This is a genomic window from Streptomyces sp. NPDC028305 (genome assembly GCF_055569495.1).
On sequence record NZ_JBVHTN010000004.1, the window covers coordinates 785,733 to 806,027 of the forward strand.

Annotated in this window: 20 protein-coding genes; 15 read left to right on the forward strand and 5 right to left on the reverse strand. The window is 70.0% G+C overall.

The features are described from left to right. Positions 1-8 precede the first annotated feature (8 nt). Positions 9-920, forward strand: a complete 912-nt coding sequence (locus tag ACZ4WQ_RS19715) for a TIGR03621 family F420-dependent LLM class oxidoreductase (protein ID WP_311727886.1) — start codon at positions 9-11, stop codon at positions 918-920. An 18-nt stretch (positions 921-938) separates the two neighbouring features. Here ACZ4WQ_RS19715 and desII read toward each other — a convergent pair whose 3' ends face one another. Both desII and ACZ4WQ_RS19725 read right to left on the reverse strand, forming a co-directional pair. After that, positions 939-2,396, reverse strand: a complete 1,458-nt coding sequence (gene desII, locus ACZ4WQ_RS19720; protein ID WP_398371512.1) for a dTDP-4-amino-4,6-dideoxy-D-glucose ammonia-lyase — start codon at positions 2,394-2,396, stop codon at positions 939-941. Between the two features lie 5 nt (positions 2,397-2,401). After that, complete coding sequence (locus ACZ4WQ_RS19725) at positions 2,402-3,529, reverse strand: aminotransferase class I/II-fold pyridoxal phosphate-dependent enzyme (protein WP_468022315.1); 1,128 nt, start codon at positions 3,527-3,529, stop codon at positions 2,402-2,404. 307 nt (positions 3,530-3,836) lie between these two features. Here ACZ4WQ_RS19725 and ACZ4WQ_RS19730 point away from each other — a divergent pair, with 307 nt between their 5' ends. Both ACZ4WQ_RS19730 and ACZ4WQ_RS19735 read left to right on the forward strand, forming a co-directional pair. Further along, positions 3,837-4,046: an MbtH family protein gene (locus tag ACZ4WQ_RS19730; RefSeq protein ID WP_311727889.1), complete on the forward strand. Its 210-nt coding sequence runs from the start codon at positions 3,837-3,839 to the stop codon at positions 4,044-4,046. A gap of 4 nt (positions 4,047-4,050) precedes the next feature. Then, positions 4,051-4,890: a hypothetical protein gene (locus tag ACZ4WQ_RS19735; protein WP_358843162.1), complete on the forward strand. Its 840-nt coding sequence runs from the start codon at positions 4,051-4,053 to the stop codon at positions 4,888-4,890. Between the two features lie 27 nt (positions 4,891-4,917). Here the strand turns inward: ACZ4WQ_RS19735 and ACZ4WQ_RS19740 are convergent, their stop codons facing one another. After that, positions 4,918-6,204, reverse strand: a complete 1,287-nt coding sequence (locus tag ACZ4WQ_RS19740; protein WP_468022316.1) for a glycosyltransferase — start codon at positions 6,202-6,204, stop codon at positions 4,918-4,920. A gap of 145 nt (positions 6,205-6,349) precedes the next feature. Between ACZ4WQ_RS19740 and ACZ4WQ_RS19745 the strand changes: the two genes are divergently transcribed. From ACZ4WQ_RS19745 to ACZ4WQ_RS19800, 12 genes are all read left to right on the forward strand, one after another. After that, entirely contained in the window at positions 6,350-7,693 is a 1,344-nt protein-coding gene (locus tag ACZ4WQ_RS19745; protein ID WP_358843164.1) for a glycosyltransferase, read from the forward strand. Between the two features lie 160 nt (positions 7,694-7,853). Beyond that, on the forward strand, positions 7,854-9,209 hold the full coding sequence (locus tag ACZ4WQ_RS19750) for an MraY family glycosyltransferase (RefSeq protein WP_311727893.1): 1,356 nt from the start codon (positions 7,854-7,856) through the stop codon (positions 9,207-9,209). Positions 9,210-9,534: 325 nt separating this feature from the next. After that, positions 9,535-9,990, forward strand: coding sequence for a hypothetical protein (locus tag ACZ4WQ_RS19755; protein WP_311727894.1), 456 nt, complete (start codon positions 9,535-9,537; stop codon positions 9,988-9,990). 264 nt (positions 9,991-10,254) lie between these two features. After that, complete coding sequence (gene atpB, locus ACZ4WQ_RS19760; RefSeq protein ID WP_311727895.1) at positions 10,255-11,064, forward strand: F0F1 ATP synthase subunit A; 810 nt, start codon at positions 10,255-10,257, stop codon at positions 11,062-11,064. A gap of 78 nt (positions 11,065-11,142) precedes the next feature. Then, positions 11,143-11,394, forward strand: a complete 252-nt coding sequence (locus ACZ4WQ_RS19765; protein WP_311727896.1) for an ATP synthase subunit c family protein — start codon at positions 11,143-11,145, stop codon at positions 11,392-11,394. A 40-nt stretch (positions 11,395-11,434) separates the two neighbouring features. Further along, positions 11,435-12,004, forward strand: a complete 570-nt coding sequence (locus ACZ4WQ_RS19770; RefSeq protein ID WP_311727897.1) for a F0F1 ATP synthase subunit B — start codon at positions 11,435-11,437, stop codon at positions 12,002-12,004. Continuing rightward, positions 12,001-12,816 (forward strand): F0F1 ATP synthase subunit delta, encoded by an 816-nt coding sequence (locus tag ACZ4WQ_RS19775; protein WP_311727898.1) that lies wholly within the window; start codon positions 12,001-12,003, stop codon positions 12,814-12,816. The genes ACZ4WQ_RS19770 and ACZ4WQ_RS19775 overlap by 4 nt, the downstream gene beginning before the upstream one ends. 103 nt (positions 12,817-12,919) lie before the next feature. After that, positions 12,920-14,491 (forward strand): F0F1 ATP synthase subunit alpha, encoded by a 1,572-nt coding sequence (atpA, locus tag ACZ4WQ_RS19780; RefSeq protein WP_385339081.1) that lies wholly within the window; start codon positions 12,920-12,922, stop codon positions 14,489-14,491. A gap of 2 nt (positions 14,492-14,493) precedes the next feature. Further along, positions 14,494-15,408 (forward strand): F0F1 ATP synthase subunit gamma, encoded by a 915-nt coding sequence (locus ACZ4WQ_RS19785; RefSeq protein ID WP_311727901.1) that lies wholly within the window; start codon positions 14,494-14,496, stop codon positions 15,406-15,408. A 5-nt stretch (positions 15,409-15,413) separates the two neighbouring features. Further along, the gene (atpD, locus tag ACZ4WQ_RS19790) at positions 15,414-16,868 is read left to right on the forward strand and encodes a F0F1 ATP synthase subunit beta (protein ID WP_385339076.1); all 1,455 of its coding nucleotides are present in this window, start codon (positions 15,414-15,416) and stop codon (positions 16,866-16,868) included. Between the two features lie 177 nt (positions 16,869-17,045). Beyond that, positions 17,046-17,423: a F0F1 ATP synthase subunit epsilon gene (locus ACZ4WQ_RS19795; protein ID WP_311727903.1), complete on the forward strand. Its 378-nt coding sequence runs from the start codon at positions 17,046-17,048 to the stop codon at positions 17,421-17,423. Between the two features lie 120 nt (positions 17,424-17,543). Then, entirely contained in the window at positions 17,544-17,999 is a 456-nt protein-coding gene (locus ACZ4WQ_RS19800; protein WP_311727904.1) for a DUF2550 domain-containing protein, read from the forward strand. Positions 18,000-18,305: 306 nt separating this feature from the next. Here ACZ4WQ_RS19800 and ACZ4WQ_RS19805 read toward each other — a convergent pair whose 3' ends face one another. Together ACZ4WQ_RS19805 and ACZ4WQ_RS19810 are read right to left on the reverse strand one after the other, a co-directional pair. Beyond that, positions 18,306-18,998 (reverse strand): response regulator, encoded by a 693-nt coding sequence (locus ACZ4WQ_RS19805; protein WP_398371526.1) that lies wholly within the window; start codon positions 18,996-18,998, stop codon positions 18,306-18,308. Further along, positions 18,995-20,230, reverse strand: coding sequence for a sensor histidine kinase (locus ACZ4WQ_RS19810; protein WP_311727906.1), 1,236 nt, complete (start codon positions 20,228-20,230; stop codon positions 18,995-18,997). Before ACZ4WQ_RS19810 ends, ACZ4WQ_RS19805 begins: the two co-directional genes overlap by 4 nt. Positions 20,231-20,295 lie beyond the last annotated feature (65 nt).

Genomic DNA, 20,295 nt, shown 5'->3' on the forward strand with positions numbered 1-20,295 from the left:
ACCAGGCCATGACCGCCCACCGCCCGTTCCGCTTCGGCGTCCTGGCCGGAGCGTTCCCCGATCTGGCCGCCTTCCGCCGGCTGGTCCGGCGGGCCGAGGAGACCGGGTACTCCTCCCTGCTGGTGCCCGACCATCTGGACCACCGGTGGGGACCGCTGGTCTCCCTGGCGCTGGCGGCCGGGTGGACCTCGCGCCTCACGTTGGGGACCCTGATGCTCGCGGCCGATCTGCGCCGTCCCGCCGTGCTGTTCAAGGAGCTGGCGACGCTGGACCAGGCGGCGCCCGGGAGGCTGGAGATCGGCCTGGGAGCCGGGTGGCTCGCCGCCGACTTCGAGCGCGCCGGGGTGCCCATGGACCCCCCGGCCACCCGGATCGCCCGGCTGGAGGAGACCGTCCACATCGTGCGGGAGCTGTGGGACAAGGGCGCCTGCTCGGTCACCGGCGCCATCGGCCAGCCGCGCCCCGCCCCGGCCCGGTGGGTCATGGGCGGCGGCGGCCGGAGGATGCTGCGGACCGCGGTGCGGCACGCGGACATCGTCTCCCTGACCGCTCAGCTCTCCTCCGCCCGCAAGGACGTCCCGCTCGGCGCCAACGCGAGCGCCGAGCGCTTCGATACGCGGGTGCGCTGGATCCGCGAGGACGCCGGGGACCGGCTGGCCGAGCTGGAGCTCCAGTGCCTGCTCACCGCCGCCGCGGTGGTCCGCGACAGCCGGGACCACGCCGAGCGGGTGCTGGCCCCGGCCTTCGGGCTGCCGCCGGCCGAGGTCCTCGACTCGCCCGTGGTGCTCGCGGGCGAGGTTCCGGAGATCTGCGACCGGCTGCGGGCCCGGCGGGAGCGGTTCGGCATCAGCTACTGGGTGGTGCCCGCCGCGCGGGCGGAGGAGTTCGAGCCCGTCGTGGCGCGGCTGTCGGGAACCTGAGCCGTGTCTCAGCGCGGCTCAGCGCAGAAACCCTCGCTCTTCCCGCCACCCGGCGCCGATATCGGCCTCCAGCTGGTTCAGCCGGGCCGCCACCACCTGGTCGAAACCGTCCATGAAGTACTCGTCGCCCGGCCTCGGGGCGACCTGGACCCGCTCGGTCACAAAGCGCTCCACGACACCCGACAGCGAGGAGCCGGGCCCCACCCGCCCGGCGATGTAGCGATCGGCCCCGGGCAGGCCGGGGAAGCCCGCCTCGCGGTACAGGTAGACATCGCCCGCCACATCGACCTGCACGGCGACCTGAGGGTGCGCGGCGGGCCGCATGGTCTCCGGGCGGATGCGCACCAACTGCGCGTCGGCCCCGGACTTCAGCGCGTGCAGGGCGTAGCCGTAGTCCACGTCCAGCGTGGGCGTCACCCGTCGCACCTTCTCCTCGAACTCCAGCAGGATCTCGCGGAGTTCGGCACGCTCCCGGGGGGACAGGGCGCCGTCGGGCCTGCCGCTGTAGTCCTCGCGCAGATTCAGGAAGTCCACCGGCCGCTCGGGCGCCGCGGCGTCCAGCTCCGCGATGAAGTCCACCAGGTCCAGCAGGCGTCGCGCGCGCCCCGGCAGCACGATGTGGTTCAGCCCCAGCCGCACCGGCCGCTCGCGCTCGGCGCGCATCCGCTGGAAGCGCCGCAGGTTGGCCTCGACCCGGCGGAACGCGTGCCGCTTTCCGGTGGTGGCCTCGTACTCGTCGTCGGTCAGGCCGTACAGCGAGGTCCGGACGGCCCCCAGATCCCACAGCCCGGACTCCCCGCCGAGCGCCTTCTCGGTCAGCGCGAAGCAATTGGAGTACAGGGTCATCGAGAAGCCGCGGGCGGCCGCCCGGCTGATCAGGGCGCCGAGGCCGGGGTTGGTGAGCGGTTCGAGCCCGCCGGAGACATAGAGCCCGTGGGGGTTGTCGGCGGGCATCTCGTCGATGACCGCGGCCAGCGCCTCGTTTCCGTCCGCGAGCGTGGCATGCGGATAGCGGGCCCCGGTCACCCGGACGCAGAAGTGGCAGCGGAACATGCAGGTCGGCCCCGGATACAGGCCCACGATATGCGGGAAGCGGGGCTTGCCCGCCAAGGTCGCGTCCAGCACCCCGCGCTCCTCCAGCGGCAGCAGGGTGTTGGACCAGTACTTCCCGGCGGGCCCCGCGAGCACCGCGGAGCGCAGCCCGGGAAGGCGGGCGAACAGCCCCAGCAGCCGACGGAACGCGTCCCGGTCCAGGCTCAGTTCGCGCCGCGTCTCCTCCAGCGTGGTGAACGGATGGCTTCCGTAGCGCCGGGCCAGGCCCACCAGCCTCGCGGCGGCGGCGTCCGCCTCGTCCGGCGGGCAGTGGCCGTCGGCCACCAGCAGCCGCCGCACGGCCGCGGCGGCGTCCTCCCGGTCGCCGCCGGGGGCCGCGCAGCGCGCGATGGCCTCCGCCCTCGGGTCGCTTGCCACCGTCATCTCGGTCACCCCTTCTGCCGACGGGCGGTTACTTCCGGGCCTTTGGCGACGGCCAGCCGTATGACGTCGCAGATGCGCCGGATGCTCTCGCGGGAGACGGACGAGCCCGTGGGCAGGGCGAGCACCCGCGAGGCCAGCCGCTCGGTGTGCGGCAGACGGACCGGCTGCCGGGACGCGTAGGGCTCCAACTGGTGGCAGGCGGGGGAGAAGTACGGCTTGGCCACGACGTTCTCGGCCCGCAGCAGCTCGATGAGCAGATCCCGGCCGAGGCCCGTCAGGTCCTCGTCGAGCTCGACGATCAGATACTGGTAGTTGTTGGACTCACGCCGGTCGTGGGGCATCACGAAGATGCCGGGCGTCGCGGCCAGCTCCGTGAGGTAGGTCTCGAAGTTGGCCCGGTTGCACTCGACGGCCTGCTCGAAGGCGTCGAGCGAGGTGAGCGCCATGGCGGCGGACGCCTCGCTCATCTTGCCGTTGGTGCCTCCCGCCGGGCTGCCGCCCGGGGGCAGGCCGATGCCGAAGTTCTGAAGCGAGCGCAGGCGCTGCGCGAACGCGTCGTCGTCGGTGACGATCGCCCCGCCCTCGAAGCCGTTGACCACCTTGGTGGCGTGGAAGCTGAAGACCTCCGCGGTGCCGAAGCCGCCGATGGGGCGGCCGCCCGCGGTGCAGCCGATGGCGTGGGCGGAGTCGAAGAACAGGGGCAGACCGTGCGCGGCGGCGATCTTCTCCAGCTCCTCCGCGGGACAGGCGCGCCCCCACAGATGGACCGCCAGGATCGCGGAGGTCTGCGGCCCGATCGCCTCGGCCACACAGGCGGGATCCACCTGGCCGGTCAGTGGGTCGATGTCCACGAAGACCGGGTCGAGCCCGATCCAGCGCACCGCGTGCGCCGTCGCGACGAAGGTCAGCGAGGGCATGATCACCTCGCCGGTGAGCTCCGCCGCCTGGCACAGCAACTGGAGCCCGACGGTGGCATTGCAGGCGGAGACGCAGTTGCGTACGCCCGCCAGCTCGGCTATTCGCCCCTCGAATTCCAGGGCCAGCGGCCCGCCATTGGAGAGCCACCGGTTGTCCAGCGCCCAGTTGATTCGGTCGAACAGCCGGCCACGGTCCACCGGACCGGGAGAGCTCACATATAACGGATGCAGGAAGGCGGGTCGCCCTCCGAACAGCGCGAGATCGCCGATTCCCCGTTTCACGGCACTCCCAGGGTAGATATCCGGGCGTAAAACATTCCTGTGTGACAGCAGCCGCAGCCTACAACCCGGTTCCCGGCCGTGCCAGATGCTATCCGCTGCTATCCGCGAAGAACACCCGAGCACGGCCGAGGGCAGTTTCACGTATAGGTCGAGTACAGTCCGTCCGAGCATTCGCAGGGCATTATCCGGTGTTCAGTGGAAGTAGCGTCGCATAAATTCCCGGACGCCCAGGAGAGGCCGGATGACGAACCCGTTCGAGAACCCCGACGGCCGGTATGTGGTTCTGGTCAATCACGAGGGACAGCACTCGCTGTGGCCGCAATTCGTCGATGTGCCCGAGGGCTGGACGGTCGCCCATCCCGAGGACAGCCGCCAGGCGTGCCTGGACTACATCGAGGAGCACTGGACGGATATGCGGCCCAAGAGCCTCATCGAGCGGATGAGCGGCTGACGGGATGAGCGGCGACGAGAGGCTCACCGGCTGGAGCGGTGAAGCCGGGTACTTCGCCTTCCGCGAGTACCAGGAGTTCCGCCCCGAAGCCGTGATCGATGTTCTGCGGGGCACCAGCGCGGGCGTGGTCTTCCGAGGGATGGTGGGCCCCACGCTGTGCGCCGAGCTGTCGGCCAGGTTCTGGGCCAGCCCCGACCGGCTGCGGCGCAGCACCGAGGCCCCGAGCTACTACCTGGGCACGTACCACTACCACAAGACGACCGCGGACTACCTGGAGGAGTCGACGCGGACCGCCGCGGCGCTGGACCGGGTGCTCGACCTCCCCGGCGACCCGCTGACCGCCTTCTACCGGGGACTGGCCGAGGCGCTCGCCCCCGAGGGGGTGACCGTGCGACAGGCCGAGCACGACGGCCGCCGGGCGTGCCGCGCGCTGCTGCGGTCCTGGCACGGCGACGGGCGCTACGCCCTGGACCCGCACGAGGACCGCTCCCAGTGCACCGAGCCGCGGCAGGCGGACTTCGAGATCCAGCGGGTGCTCGACCCCACGGCCCTCAACATCTGCCTGGAGAACGGTGACGGCGGCCGGCTGCTGGTCTGGAACATCCAGCCGGACGACGCCTGCAAGCGGCGGCTCGGGCTGCACTACACCGGCTCGCCGTATCCGCCCCGGATGCTGGAGGGCATCGGGCGCCAGGAGATCGACATCCACGCCGGGGACGTGTACGTCTTCAACGGTTCCCACGTCCACGCCGTGGAGCCCAACACCAGCGGCGACAGCAGGCGCACCACGCTGGCGGGCATCTTCGGGTTCACCGACGACAGCACGGTGGTGTCCTGGACCTGACCGGGCCCCGCGGGCGGGGGAGGGGGCTCACCCCGCGATCTCCGCCAGCACCTTGACCGCCGCCCCCAGCCCGTCCTCCGCCCGCAGCGCCTCCCCCATCCGGGCCGCGGCGGCCGTGATCCGGGGGTCGGTCACGGCCTCGCGGACGGCCGCCGCGAGGCCTTCCGCGGTCAGCTCGCGCTGCATCATGGGGGCCGGGGCGACCCCCAGCCGGTGCAGATGGTCCCCCCACATCCGCTGGCTCGTCTCGAGCGCGCAGATCACCTGGGGGACGCCGGCCAGCAGTGCCGCGTTGTAGGTGCCGGGCCCGCCCGCGTGCACGGCCGCGCGTACCCGGGGCAGCAGCCAGGCGTACGGCACGTCCTTGACCACCATGACCTGGTCCGGGGCGTCGGTGACCTCGATCCCTCCCCAGCCCTCGACGACCACGGCGCGGTGCCCGGTCTCGCGGAGTGCGCCGAGGACGGTCCGCGCGTTCGCCCGCGGGTCCGGGCTCAGGGTGGATCCGTAGCCGATGAAGAGCGGGGTGTCCCCCGCGCCGAGGAAGCGCACCAGATCGCCCGGCGGCTGCCAGCCGGGCGCGGGCGGCAGATGCCAGAACCCATGGGTGTGGACCCAGTCGGGCCAGTCGGCGGCGGGCGCGAGGACCTGCGGGCTGAAGATGTGGAGCACCGGGGTCGGGCTTCCGTCGGCGCGGTGCCGGAAGTCCAGGAATCCCTCCCTGGGCGGCAGCCCGAGCGTCTCCGTCCGCCAGTGCGCGATCATCCCGATGAGCTCCGGCGAGATATAGGTCCTCGGATCCGTGCCGCGCAGGTCCTCCCGGTCGCTGAAGACCTCCGAGATACGGCCGAAGGCCGGATAGTCCCGGGAGACGACGAAGTTCGGATAGAGGACGGCCAGCACATTCGGGACGCCGAGCCGCTCCGCTATCTGGGCGATCTGCTCGCGGGACGCCTGGGAGTGGATGATGACGTCGAGCCCGTCCGCGTGGCCCGCGGCCGCCTCCCACATATCGCGCAGCAGCACCGGATAGCGGTCGGTCGCCTCTTTCCGGATGGCGGCCCGCTTCGCCTCCGTCTCGGGGGTCCGCTGATCGCTCGTCCACCGCAGCTGCCGGATTTCGGGGCGGCGCCACAAGGTCACCGCCCAGTCGTCGAGCGGGGCGAATTCCACTCCGTAGGCGGCGGCGAAGGGCGCGAAAACGGCGGGGGCGGCCAGCACGGCCGTATGTCCCGCCTGGTTGAGCGCATACGCCAGGGCCAGATACGGCTCGACGTCGCCTCGGCTTCCATGGCAGTACACCAGCGCCTTCATGGAGCGGGCCCCCTTCTGTCGCGTCCGATCCGTCGCGTCCGAATTCACGCATCGTCGCGGGGCGCGGCGCGGGCGGGCAAGAGGCAGCTTGCCGCGTCCAGACCGCGTTCAGCCGGCCGCCCCGGACCCGGCCTAGGCTGCGAACGTGAAGGCGCTGATCTACTGCCACGGCACCCGTGGGGACCTCCAGCCATATCTCGCCCTGGCCTACGCCCTCAATCGGGCGGGCCACTCCGCCACGCTGGTCGGACCGCAGATGTACGCCACCTTCGCGGCCGCCTACGGAGTGCGATTCGAGCCGCTGACCGATGAAGGCGTGAAAATCCTCTCCAGGCCCGATGTCCGCAGAATTCTGCTGCACAGCGACCGGCCGGAGAGCGAGATCGGCGAGTATCGCAAGGCCCGCGAGAAGATATTCAACGAATTCATGCCCAAGACGTATCCCGTGCTGCTTCAGCAGCTGTGGGACGCGGCCCGGGGCGGGGCCGACATCGTGGTCCACTCCCATCACTCGCGCCAGGTGATGCATCAGATCGCGGAGAAGCTGGGTGTCCCGCACGTGCTGGCCACGCTCTATCCGCACTTTGTCGCCTCCCGCCGGTACCCCAGTGAGATCGGCACCTTCGACGCCCGGCCGGACAACCTGGAACAGCACGAGAGGGCCGCCCGGCAGCCCCTCAAGCCGCTGCTCGTGGACCTGATCTCGACCTGGCGGGAGAAGACCCTCGGGCTTCCGCCCCGGGAGGGGTTTCTGGATTCCCGGTTCCGCGCCGACGGAAGTCCGGCCCCCGTCCTGCACGGTTTCAGCCCCCATGTGATCGAGCCTGCGCCGGACTGGCCCGCCTGGGTGCACACCACCGGCTTCTGGTCGCTTCCGCGGCAGGCCGACTGGCGGCCCGCACCCGAGCTGGTGCGTTTCCTGGAGGACGGCGACAAGCCCGTGTTCATCGGCTTCGCCAGCCTCTCGGGCACCGATCCCGAGGCCACCGGGCAGCTGGTCCTCGAAGCCGTGCGGCGTACCAAAGTGCGCGCGGTGGTGGTCACGGGCTGGGGCGGAATCAGCATCGCCGACCCCCCTCGGCACATCCGGGTGGAGAACGACGTCCCCTATGACTGGCTGTTCCCCCGGGTGCGCGCCGCGGTGCACGCGGGTGGGCCCGGCACCCACAATGTGGCCCTGGAGGCCGGTATCCCGCAGGTGACCTGCCCGTTCCACAAGGATCAGGTGATGTGGGGGAACCACCTGCGTGACCTCGGCGTCGCCCCGCCGCCCCTGAGGCAGCGCGATCTCACCGCGGACGCCCTCGCCGCCGCCATCGACACGGCCCTGACCGACCCGGCGATCGCCCGAACCGTCGACCGGATGGCCCGGTCGGCCCGGAAGGCCGAAGGAGAGAAAGGGGAGAAGGGAGCGGAGAACGCGGTGCGGGTATTGGAGGAGATTCAGCGGGGGAGCCACCCCATGCCCGAACCGGCCCGGTCGTCCTGATCGTCCGTTCCGCCGGGAAATGCGTCCCGGCCGGCTTCGCCGTGGCGTTTGCCGGAACCGACTCGGGGAAGGCCGACGTCCTCGTCGATGGCCCGTCTCACTCGTCGGAGGCGGCTAGTGTGTGTTGCTGAGATGGCCGGCGACATCTGTGGGGCAGTCTGTGCGTGAATATCTGCTGACTCTGTGCATCACGGCCGCGGTCACCTATCTGCTGACCGGGCCGGTTCGTAAGTTCGCCATTGTGGTGGGCGCGATGCCGGAGATCCGCGCGCGCGATGTGCACCGAGAGCCCACACCGCGGCTCGGCGGTATCGCGATGTTCGGCGGGCTGTGCGCGGGGCTGTTGGTGGCCGCGCATCTCACCAATCTCAAGGGCGCCTTCGAGCTGTCCAACGAGCCGCGCGCGCTGCTGTCAGGGGCGGGGCTGATCTGGCTGCTGGGCGTGCTGGACGACAAGTGGGGCGTGGACGCGCTGATCAAGCTGGGCGGCCAGATGATCGCCGCCGGTGTGATGGTGCTCCAGGGCCTCACCATCCTGTGGCTGCCGGTGCCCGGGGTGGGCCCGGTGTCGCTGACGCCCTGGCAGGGCACGCTGCTCACGGTCGCGCTCGTGGTGATCACCATCAACGCGGTGAACTTCGTGGACGGCCTGGACGGTCTGGCCTCCGGCATGGTGTGCATCGCTGCCGCGGCGTTCTTCATGTACGCGTACCGCATGTGGTACGGCCACGGGCTGGAGTCGGCCGCCCCCGCGACCCTGTTCGCCGCCATCCTGATGGGGATGTGCCTGGGCTTTCTGCCGCACAACATCCACCCCGCCCGGATCTTCATGGGCGACTCCGGCTCGATGCTGATCGGCCTGGTGCTGGCGGCGGGCGCGATCTCGGTCACGGGCCAGGTGGACCCGGACTCGCTGAGGCTGTGGGCCGGCTCCGAGACCGCCGCGGTGCACGCCACCGTCCCGGTCTACATCCCGCTGCTGCTGCCGCTGACCGTGATCGCGGTGCCGTTCGCCGACCTGGTGCTGGCCATCGTCCGCCGCACCTGGCGGGGCCAGTCGCCGTTCGCCGCGGACCGCGGCCATCTGCACCACCGGCTGCTGGAGATCGGCCACTCGCACAGCCGCGCGGTGCTGATCATGTACTTCTGGTCGGCGCTGATCGCCTTCGGCGCGGTGGCGTACTCGGTGAACTCGGTCAGCATGTGGTTCGTGCTCTCGATCGTCGCGCTGAGCGCGACGGGGCTGGTCCTCCTGCTGCTGCCGCGCTTCACCCCGCGGGTGCCGCGCTGGGCGGAGCGTTTCGTTCCGCCGCGGTACCGCCGCCGCAAGGGCCCGGTCGCCGCGGCCTCACGGGAGATCGTGCGGGAGGCATCCGCCGGAGCGCCGGACGGAGAGGCGGAGCACGCGCCGGGGTGTGAGCCGGTGGGCCGGATCCCGGCGGGGATCAATGGGGCCACCGCGATCGGCGACCGCTCCCGCTTCACCCAGCGGGGCAAGATCGGTAGCTCTCGGTGAGGTCCACCGAGCGCTCCGTGTGATCAATTTCCGATATCGCCTTCCCGCTAACACCTTCCCGCTTCGCTATCCGGGCAACGGCCCCATAAAGGGCGATTCGCAGTCGTCAACGCATGATAGGTTGGCTCACCCTCCCGTGTGACGTGCAGCACATTGGGCAGGTAAAGACCTCATCAAATAGTTTGTGATACCGTTCACGAAAACCCGGTGCCAGAGCCGAAGGGCCGTAGTGCGACTGTCCTTCGTCGTGAGGTTCCTTTCACTTCCGGGGATACGCTCGTCAACGACGAACCGTTGCTTCCGACTCTTGCCGGAGAACCCTTTCATGCAGTCCAACGACGCCCGAACGCTCCTGCAGTGTGCCGTGCCCACCGCAGCCGTCGGCGCCGCCGCCGTTGTCGTCGGTGCCGTACTCGCCGGTGGCAAAGGCGCGTTGGGAGCCGCGTTCGGGGCGATCCTGGTGACCGCGATCATGACCGTCGACCTGATCGTGCTGGTGCGCACCGCGAACAAGCTTCCGCAGATCTTCCAGATGATGGGTCTCGCGCTCTATGCCGTGCAGTTCCTGCTGATGGCATTGGTACTCGCCATCTTCAAGGACACCACGCTGTTCAACACCAGGGCCTTCGCTTTCTCGCTGCTCGCCGCGACGCTGACGTGGATCACCGCGCAGACCCGCGCGCACATGAAGGCCAAGATCTTTTACGTGCAGCCGGAAGCGGAAGACGAACGGAACCCGGCGGGGGAGAAGAAGGCTTCTCCCGCCGGGTCTCCATCGTGAGCTGTAGGGCCGGTATAAGGGCACGTCCGCTCACCTGCTATCGTCCGGTGCCATCTGAGGCACAGCGGGCGCAGGCGGCTGAACCCCCGGATTCCACGGGACGGAATCGGCGGCCCATGCAGCTGCTGCCCACCGACTACACCGGACTTGTGCCGACAAGCCGCCCCCACATTCGTAAGACCAGTCCAGTGCCGTTCCGTGGCCATGTGCCGCGCCGACACAACGAGGTTGCCGTACCCATGCGCCACGCTGAAGGAGCTCGCGGTGAGTCCTGACCAGACGCTCGCCTTCGAGACCGATTGCCACATCTTCGAAGGGTGCGGCTTCCCGGCCCCAGGGCTCCACTCGTTCACGTTCGAGCCGATCGCCACGATCGGCGGCTTCGAGATCAACAAGCCGATGCTGCTGGCGCTCCTGAGCACCGTGGTCGTGGTGGGCTTCTTCTGGGCCGCCTTCGGCCGGGCCAAGGTCGTCCCCGGCAAGCTCCAGTTGATCGGCGAGGCGGGTTATGACGTCGTGCGCCGCGGCATCGTCTACGAGGCCCTGGGCAAGAAGGAGGGCGACAAGTACGTCCCCCTCATGGTCTCGCTGTTCTTCTTTGTCTGGATCATGAACCTCTGGTCGATCATCCCGGTCGCCCAGTTCCCGGTGACGTCGATCATCGCTTTCCCGGCCGGCCTCGCCGCGATCGTCTACATCCTGTGGGTGAGCCTGACCTTCCGGAAGCACGGCTTCGTCGGCGGCCTGAAGAACATCAGCGGCTACGACAAGTCGCTCGGCGCGGTGCTGCCGCTGGTCATGGCACTGGAGCTGCTCTCCAACCTGATCATCCGGCCGTTCACCCACGCCGTCCGGCTCTTCGCCAACATGTTCGCGGGTCACGTGCTGCTGCTGATCTTCACGATCGCCAGCTGGTACCTGCTGAACGGCATCGGCATCGCCTACGCGAGCGTCTCGTTCGTGATGGTCATCGCGATGACCGCCTTCGAGCTGTTCATCCAGGCCCTTCAGGCCTACGTCTTCGTCCTGCTGGCCTGCGCCTACATCCAGGGCGCTCTCGCCGAGCACCACTGAGCCACCGGCCAGTCCCGTCCCAAACAGGCGTCCGGTGGCCAACCCCCACCGGTCCGTGAAAGAGAAGGAAGAAACGGCATGTCCGCTCTCCAGACCCTCGCTGCCGACGCTGTCCAGCTCAAGGGCAACCTCGGTTCGATCGGCTACGGCCTCGCGGCCATCGGCCCCGGCGTGGGCGTCGGCATCATCTTCGGCAACGGCACCCAGGCGCTTGCCCGGCAGCCCGAGGCGGCCGGTCTGATCCGCGCCAACCAGATCCTCGGCTTCGTTCTCTGTGAGGCGCTCGCCCTGATCGGTCTGGTCATGCCGTTCGTCTACCCCTACAAGTGACCGCGGCGGCTGACCGGTCCCCCGGACGAAAGGCAATGATGTGAACGCCCTGGTGACCCTGGCGGCTGACAAGCCGGAGAACCCGCTCATCCCGCCGATTCCCGAACTCGTCATCGGCCTCATCGCCTTCGCCATCGTCTTCTTCTTCCTCGGCAAGAAGCTCCTCCCGAACATCAACCGGGTTCTGGACGAGCGCCGTGCGGCGATCGAGGGCGGCATGGAGGAGGCCGACGCGCGCAAGGCCGAGGCCCAGCAGGTCCTCGAGGACTACCGCGCCCAGCTCGCCGACGCCCGTCACGAGGCCGCGCGACTGCGCCAGGAGGCGCAGGAGCAGGGTGCCGCGCTCATCGCCGAGATGCGCGCGGAAGGCCAGCGGCAGCGTGAGGAGATCATCGCCGCGGGCCACGCCCAGATCGAGGCCGACCGCAAGCAGGCGGCGCAGACGCTGCGCCAGGACGTGGGCAAGCTCGCCACCGACCTGGCCGGCAAGATCGTCGGCGAGTCCCTCGAGGACGTCGCCCGCCAGGGCCGCGTCATCGACCGGTTCCTCGACGAGCTCGAGACGAAGGCTGACGCCGCGGCCGAGACGAAGGCCGAGGCCGGCCGATGAACGGAGCGAGCCGGGAGGCACAGGCCGCCGCACGCGAGCGCTTCGACGCGCTGACGGACAGCGTCTCCGTCGACGCCACGAAGCTCGCGGACGACCTGGCCGCCGTCACCGCGCTGCTCGACCGCGAGGTCTCGCTGCGCCGGGTCCTCACCGACCCGGCGCAGCCCGGCGAGGCCAAGGCCGAGCTGGCCGCGCGCCTGATGACCGGGCAGGTCGGCGGCGAGACCGTCGACCTGGTGTCCGGCATGGTCCGGTCCCGCTGGTCGCGCTCGCGCGACCTGGTGGACGCGATCGAGGAGCTGGCGTCCTCCGCCGACCTCGTCGCGGCCCAGCGGGCCGGTGCCCTGGACGACGTCGAGGACGAGCTGTTCCGGTTCGGCCGGATCATCTCCTCCTCCACCGAGCTGCGGTCCGCGCTGACCGACCGGGTCGCGACCACCTCGGCCAAGGTCGCGCTGGTGCGCGAGCTGCTGGGCGGCCGGGCCAATCCGGCCACCGAGCGGCTGGTCACCCGTCTTGTGACTCAGCCGCGGGGACGTAGCCTGGAAGCGGGGCTCGAGGGCCTCTCGCGGCTCGCCGCGGCCCGCCGCGACCGCCTGGTCGCGGTGGTGACCTCGGCTGTGCCGCTCAGCGACCGGCACAAGCAGCGTCTCGGTGCGGCTCTGGCGAAGCTGTACGGCCACAAGGTGCACCTCAACCTGGATGTGGACCCGGCGGTCCGCGGCGGGATCGAGGTACGCGTCGGCGACGAGATCATCGACGGCACCATCGCCGAGCGCCTGGACGAGGCGGCCCGGCGGATGGCCGGCTGACCCGGCCGTACCAACTCAAAAGCCAACTCAACAAGCATGCAAGCGGCCCGAGTTGGGCCGTAGTCAGATACTTCGGGCCCAACAAGGAGAGCAGGGAACCCAGATGGCGGAGCTCACGATCCGGCCGGAGGAGATCCGGGACGCGCTGGAGAACTTTGTCCAGGCGTACAAGCCGGACGCGGCCTCGCGCGAGGAGGTCGGTACGGTCACCGTTGCCGGCGACGGCATCGCGAAGGTCGAAGGTCTTCCCTCGGCCATGGCGAACGAGCTGCTGAAGTTCGAGGACGGCACCCTCGGCCTCGCGCTCAACCTGGAAGAGCGCGAGATCGGCGCGGTCGTCCTCGGTGAGTTCAGCGGCATCGAAGAGGGCCAGCAGGTGCAGCGCACCGGCGAGGTGCTCTCGGTCGCCGTCGGCGAGGGCTACCTCGGCCGCGTCGTCGACCCGCTGGGCAACCCGATCGACGGCCTCGGCGAGATCGAGACCGAGGGCCGCCGCGCCCTCGAGCTGCAGGCCCCCACGGTCATGGACCGCAAGTCGGTCCACGAGCCGATGGAGACCGGCTACAAGGCCGTCGACGCGATGACGCCGATCGGCCGCGGCCAGCGTCAGCTGATCATCGGCGACCGGCAGACCGGCAAGACCGCGCTGGCCGTCGACACGATCATCAACCAGCGTGACAACTGGCGCTCCGGCGACCCGAAGAAGCAGGTCCGCTGCATCTACGTCGCCATCGGCCAGAAGGGCTCCACCATCGCCAGCGTGCGCGCCGCGCTGGAGGAGGCCGGCGCCCTGGAGTACACGACGATCGTCGCCGCCCCGGCGTCCGACCCGGCGGGCTTCAAGTACCTGGCCCCCTACACCGGCTCGGCCATCGGCCAGCACTGGATGTACCAGGGCAAGCACGTCCTGATCGTCTTCGACGACCTGTCCAAGCAGGCCGACGCCTACCGCGCCGTCTCGCTGCTGCTGCGCCGCCCGCCGGGCCGCGAGGCGTACCCCGGTGACGTCTTCTACCTGCACTCCCGGCTGCTGGAGCGCTGCGCCAAGCTCTCCGACGAGATGGGTTCCGGTTCGATGACCGGTCTGCCGATCGTCGAGACCAAGGCCAACGACGTCTCGGCGTTCATCCCGACCAACGTCATCTCCATCACCGACGGCCAGTGCTTCCTGGAGTCCGACCTGTTCAACGCCGGCCAGCGCCCGGCTCTGAACGTCGGTATCTCGGTCTCCCGCGTCGGTGGCACGGCCCAGCACAAGGCCATGCGCCAGGTCTCCGGCCGGCTCCGGGTGGACCTCGCCCAGTTCCGTGAGCTCGAGGCGTTCGCCGCCTTCGGCTCCGACCTGGACGCGGCCTCCAAGGCCTCGCTGGAGCGCGGTTCGCGCATGGTCGAGCTGCTCAAGCAGCCGCAGTACGCCCCGTTCGCCACCGAGGACCAGGTCGTCTCCATCTGGGCCGGCACCACCGGCAAGATGGACGACGTTCCGGTCGGGGACATCCGCCGCTTCGAGAGCGAGCTGCACGACTACCTGCACCGTGAGCACAAGGGCCTGATGACCAGCATCATCGAGGGCGGCAAGATGTCCGATGACACCATCGGCGCGCTCGGCGAGGCCGTCGAGAGCTTCAAGCGCCAGTTCGAGACCTCGGACGGCAAGCTGCTGGGCGAGGGCTGAGCATGGGTGCCCAACTCCGGGTCTACAAGAGGCGGATCAAGTCCATCTCTGCGACCAAGAAGATCACCAAGGCGATGGAGATGATCGCCGCCTCGCGCGTCGTCAAGGCGCAGCGCCAGGTGGCCGCGTCGACTCCGTACGCCAGTGAGCTCACCCGGGCGGTGGGCGCGGTGGCCACCGGCTCCACCACCAAGCACCCGCTCACCACCGAGGCGGAGAACCCGACCCGGGCCGCGCTGCTGCTCATCACCAGCGACCGCGGCCTGGCCGGCGGCTACTCGGCGAACGTGATCAAGGCGGCCGAGCAGGCCACCAAGGCCCTCACCGAGCAGGGCAAGGAGGTCGACACCTACATCGTCGGCCGTAAGGGTGTCGCCTACTACGGCTTCCGTGAGTACAAGGTCACGGAGTCGTGGACCGGGTTCACCGACAACCCGACCTACGCGGACGCCAAGAAGATCGCGGGCCCGCTGATCGAGGCCGTGCAGCAGGACACCGCCGAGGGCGGCGTTGACGAGCTGCACATCGTCTACACCGAGTTCGTCTCGATGCTGACGCAGCAGCCGGTCGACAACCGGCTGCTGCCGCTGAGCATGGAGAAGACGGCGGAGGAGACGGCGGCGAAGGATGTCATCGCGCCGCTGTACGAGTTCGAGCCGTCGTCGGAGGAGGTGCTCGACGCGCTGCTGCCGCGGTACGTCGAGTCCCGTATCTACAACGCCCTGCTCCAGGCCGCAGCGTCCAAGCACGCGGCCACCCGCCGGGCGATGAAGTCGGCGACCGACAACGCCGAAGAGCTCATCAAGTCGCTCTCGCGGCTTGCCAACGCGGCCCGCCAGGCCGAAATCACCCAGGAAATCAGCGAGATCGTCGGTGGCGCCAGCGCCCTGGCCGACGCTTCTGCGGGGAGTGACTGACAACTATGACCACCACTGTTGAGCCGACCGCTCCTGCCGGCGTGGCCACTGGCCGCGTCGCGCGGGTCATCGGCCCGGTCGTCGACGTGGAGTTCCCCGTCGACGCGATGCCGGAGATCTACAACGCGCTGAACGTCGAGGTCGCGGACCCCTCCGAGGAGGGCAAGACCAAGACGCTCACCCTCGAGGTCGCCCAGCACCTCGGTGAGGGCGTGGTTCGCGCCATCTCCATGGAGCCCACCGACGGCCTGGTCCGCCAGGCCCCGGTGACCGACACCGGCGACGGCATCACCGTCCCGGTCGGCGATGTCACCAAGGGCCGGGTGTTCAACACCCTGGGCAAGATCCTCAACGAGCCCGAGGCCGAGTCCGAGGTCACCGAGCGCTGGTCCATCCACCGCAAGGCCCCGGCCTTCGACCAGCTCGAGTCCAAGACCGAGATGTTCGAGACCGGCCTGAAGGTCGTCGACCTGCTGACCCCGTACGTCAAGGGCGGCAAGATCGGTCTGTTCGGCGGCGCGGGTGTCGGCAAGACCGTCCTCATCCAGGAAATGATCATGCGTGTGGCCAAGCTGCACGAGGGCGTTTCCGTGTTCGCCGGCGTCGGCGAGCGCACCCGTGAGGGCAACGACCTGATCGAGGAGATGGCCGAGTCCGGCGTTCTCCCGCAGACCGCGCTGGTCTTCGGCCAGATGGACGAGCCCCCGGGCACCCGTCTGCGGGTCGCCCTGGCCGGTCTGACCATGGCGGAGTACTTCCGCGATGTGCAGAAGCAGGACGTGCTGTTCTTCATCGACAACATCTTCCGCTTCACCCAGGCCGGTTCCGAGGTCTCGACCCTGCTCGGCCGTATGCCCTCCGCGGTGGGCTACCAGCCGAACCTGGCCGACGAGATGGGCATCCTCCAGGAGCGCATCACCTCGACCCGCGGTCACTCGATCACCTCCATGCAGGCGATCTACGTCCCCGCGGACGACCTGACCGACCCGGCCCCGGCGACCACCTTCGCGCACCTCGACGCGACGACGGTGCTCTCCCGTCCGATCTCGGAGAAGGGCATCTACCCGGCGGTGGACCCGCTGGACTCCACCTCCCGGATCCTGGACCCGCGTTACATCTCGCAGGAGCACTACGACTGCGCCTCGCGGGTCAAGTCCATCCTCCAGAAGTACAAGGACCTCCAGGACATCATCAACATCCTGGGCATCGACGAGCTCGGCGAGGAAGACAAGCTCACCGTCTTCCGCGCCCGCCGTATCGAGCGCTTCCTGTCGCAGAACACCCACGCGGCGAAGCAGTTCACCGGCGTCGACGGCTCGGACGTGCCGCTGGACGAGTCCATCGCCGCGTTCAACTCGATCGCCGACGGTGAGTTCGACCACTTCCCGGAGCAGGCCTTCTTCATGTGCGGTGGCCTGGACGACCTGAAGGCCAAGGCCAAGGAGCTGGGCGTCTCCTGAAGCCCGGTCTTCCGGAAGTCCGGTCTTCTTGAGAAGCCTGGCCTTCTTGAAGCTGGACCTTCCATAAGCCCGAGGTCACCGGAGAGGGGTGGGCCGCGTCCCACCCCTCTCCGTACGCCCGTTATCCTTTGACGAAAGCCCTGTCGCACCCGGCAGGTGAAGACCCGAGGAGCCACGTTGGCTGCTGAGCTGCATGTCGAGCTGGTCGCGGCGGACCGTAGTGTCTGGTCCGGCAAGGCCTCCTTGGTCATCGCGCGCACCACATCCGGTGACATCGGCGTCATGCCCGGCCACCAGCCGCTGCTCGGTGTGCTGGAGTCCGGCCCGGTGACCATCCGCACGAGCGAGGGCGGAACGGTCGTCGTCGCGGTGCACGGTGGGTTCATCTCGTTCTCGGACGACAAGCTCTCGCTGCTCGCGGAGATCGCGGAGCTGTCCGACGAGATCGATGTCAAGCGGGCGGAGCGGGCGCTGGAGCGTGCCAAGGCGGAGGCGGACGCCGCCGCCGAGCGGCGTGCCGACGTCCGGCTGCGCGCGGTGGCGGGAGCGCACTGAAGCCTGTCACGAACGGTCGAAACCCTCAGCCGCGGGCCGCGTGGGAACTTCCCTGCGCCGGTCCGCGGCTGAGGCGATGCAGGTGCGGTTTTTCCGGATGACGCGAGGAGGTCGGTGAAGATGGCCCTCGCTCTGCTTGTGTGCGGCGTGGTCGTAGCGCTGGTGGTCGTGGGGCTCTTCGTCTTCGGTCTGCGGCGGCGGCTGATCCAGCGGTCCGGCGGAACCTTCGACTGCTCACTGCGCTGGGACGCGCCCGGCCCCGAGGCCGAGCCGGAACCCAGCGGCAAGGGCTGGGTGTACGGCGTCGCTCGCTACAACGGTGACCGGATCGAGTGGTTCCGGGTCTTCTCCTACGCGCCCAGGCCGCGCCGGGTCCTGGAGCGTGCCTCGATCGAGGTGCTGGAGCGGCGTACGCCGAAGGGCGAGGAGGAGCTGGCGCTGCTCTCCGACGCGGTGGTGCTGGCCTGTCTGCACAGCGGCACGCGGCTGGAGCTGGCGATGAGCGAGGACGCGCTGACCGGCTTTCTGGCCTGGCTGGAGGCCGCCCCGCCCGGCCAGCGGGTGAATGTGGCATAGGTTTTGAATTCTCTTAATGGGTCGCCTGAAAGAAGGGGGCCCATTTTGTTGTTTCGTGTCCACTGGATGGGCGTGATATGGCTCACGGCGGAATGCGTTCTGCGCTCGTCGTGGATGTGGCACGATCGGGGCGTAGCCGCATTCGATCTTGTTTTCGGTCCGGCGGCGCGGGGGAAAGGCTTTCGCCTCGTATGGCATGCGCCTGTGTATGGCGTGCCGATATCGCTTGCTTTCCCTCCTGATACGGCCGCGGCGCGGAAGTCTTCCCCCGAGCTCTGCGCCGCGGCTCCCCACTCTCTGTGGGGGTCAGCCGACTCCGCCCAGCTCCTGGGCCAGCACCGCCGCCTGCACCCGGCTGCGCAGCCCCAGCTTGCCGAGCACCCTGCTGACGTGTGTCTTCACGGTGGCCTCCGCCATGGCGAGGTGATCGGCGATCTCGGCGTTGGACAGGCCCCGGCCCAGTGCGCCCAGCACCTCCCGCTCGCGGGGGGTGAGGGAGGCGAGCGCCGCCGGGTCGGCGGTGGCGGCGGCCGGTGCGGGGTTCGGGCGGGCGAACTCGGCGATCAGACGGCGGGTCACGGCCGGGGCGATCATGCCCTCGCCGCGGGCCACCGTCCGTACGGCCTCCAGCAGGCCCGCCGCGTCGCTGTCCTTGAGGAGGAAGCCGGCCGCCCCGGCGCGCAGGGCGCCGAAGACATACTCGTCGAGGTCGAAGGTGGTCAGGACCAGTACGTCGGCCAGCTGCTCGGCGACGATCTCGCGGGTGGCCGAGACCCCGTCCAGACGCGGCATCTGAACGTCCATCAACACCAGGTCGGGGCGCAGCTCCCGGGTGAGGCGGACGGCCTGTTCGCCGTCGGCCGCCTCCGCGATCACCTCGATGTCGGGGGCGGAGCGCAGGATGAGCACCAGCCCGGCCCGTACGGCCGACTGGTCCTCGGCGACCAGGACGCGGACCCTGGACGGTTCAGCCTCCCCCTGAGGCCGCGGTGCGTTCACTGTGTCAGGGCTCCTTTGCCGTCGAGGGGCAGCGCCGCCCGTACCCGCCACACCGGTCCGGCCGGCTCGGGGTGCGGGCCGGCTTCGAGGGTGCCGCCGAGCAGGGAGACGCGCTCCCGCATCCCGATGACGCCCATGCCGGAGCCGGGCGCGCGGGGTCCGGGGCGGGTGTCGAACGGGCTGGTGACGCCGACATCCAGGACGCTCGCCCCGGCCGGACCGTCGGCGCGGTGGGCGAGGCGTACGGTCACCTCGCCGGGGGCCGCGTGCTTGAGCGCGTTGGTCAGCGACTCCTGGACGATGCGGTACGCGGCGAGCTCGACCGGCGCGGGAAGCGCGGTGCCCGGCGCGCGCTCGTCGCGCAGCGCGAACTTCAGCCCGCTGACGGCGGGGGCGTCCGCGCGGGCGCGTTCGATCAGCGCGTCAAGGGCGTCGAGGGTGGGCGCCGCGGTGGGTTCCGTCTCCCCGCCCGCGTCGCGCAGCAGCTCGATCAGCTGACGCATCTCGGCCAGGCCCCGCACGCTGTTCTCCCGGATGACGCCGAGCGCGTCGTCCGTCGCGGCGGCGTCTCCCAGGGACAGCGCGGCGGTGGAGTGGATGGCGATGGCCGACAGATGGCCGGCGACCCGGTCGTGCAGCTCGCGGGCCATGCGGGCGCGCTCGGCCACCACCGCCTCCCGCCGGTCCAGCTCGGCCAGCAGGGCCGTCCGCTCGGCCTCCAGCCGGGCGGCCTCGGCGGCCTCCTGGTGATTGCGCACGATCGCCCCGGTGCCGGCCGGGGCGAAGGTGAGCAGGGCGGTGACCAGGCCGATGAACAGCGACTCGGGGGTGCGCAGCAGCGCCAGCGGCACGACCGTGGCGACCACGGTGGTCGCCACACACGCGGGCGGCAGCCGCCGGGCCAGGGAGGGCGGTCCGTAGAGGACCGCCGCGTACACCAGGTCCGTGTACATCAGGACGGTCGCGATGAGCGAGCCGCCGCACAGGTCCACGGCGAGGGCGGCGGTGCCGAGCGCCAGGGCGGTGCCCGGGGCCATGCGGCGCAGCAGTTCGGCGACCGCCATGGCGGTCAGCGCGGTGACCGTCGACCACGGGGGCAGCGTGATGGGCGACAGCTCGCCCAGATACACCCCGCCGCGCAACCCGAGCCCCATCAGCAGCAGCCCGCCCAGCAACCCGCCTACGGCGATGGCGACGTCGACGCGGTGCGGCGCCGGAAGGCGGGACGGCATGGGTCCATCACAACACGCCGCCGCCAGGGCCGCGTCCCCTTCCCGACGGGCGCGGGCCGCGCGGC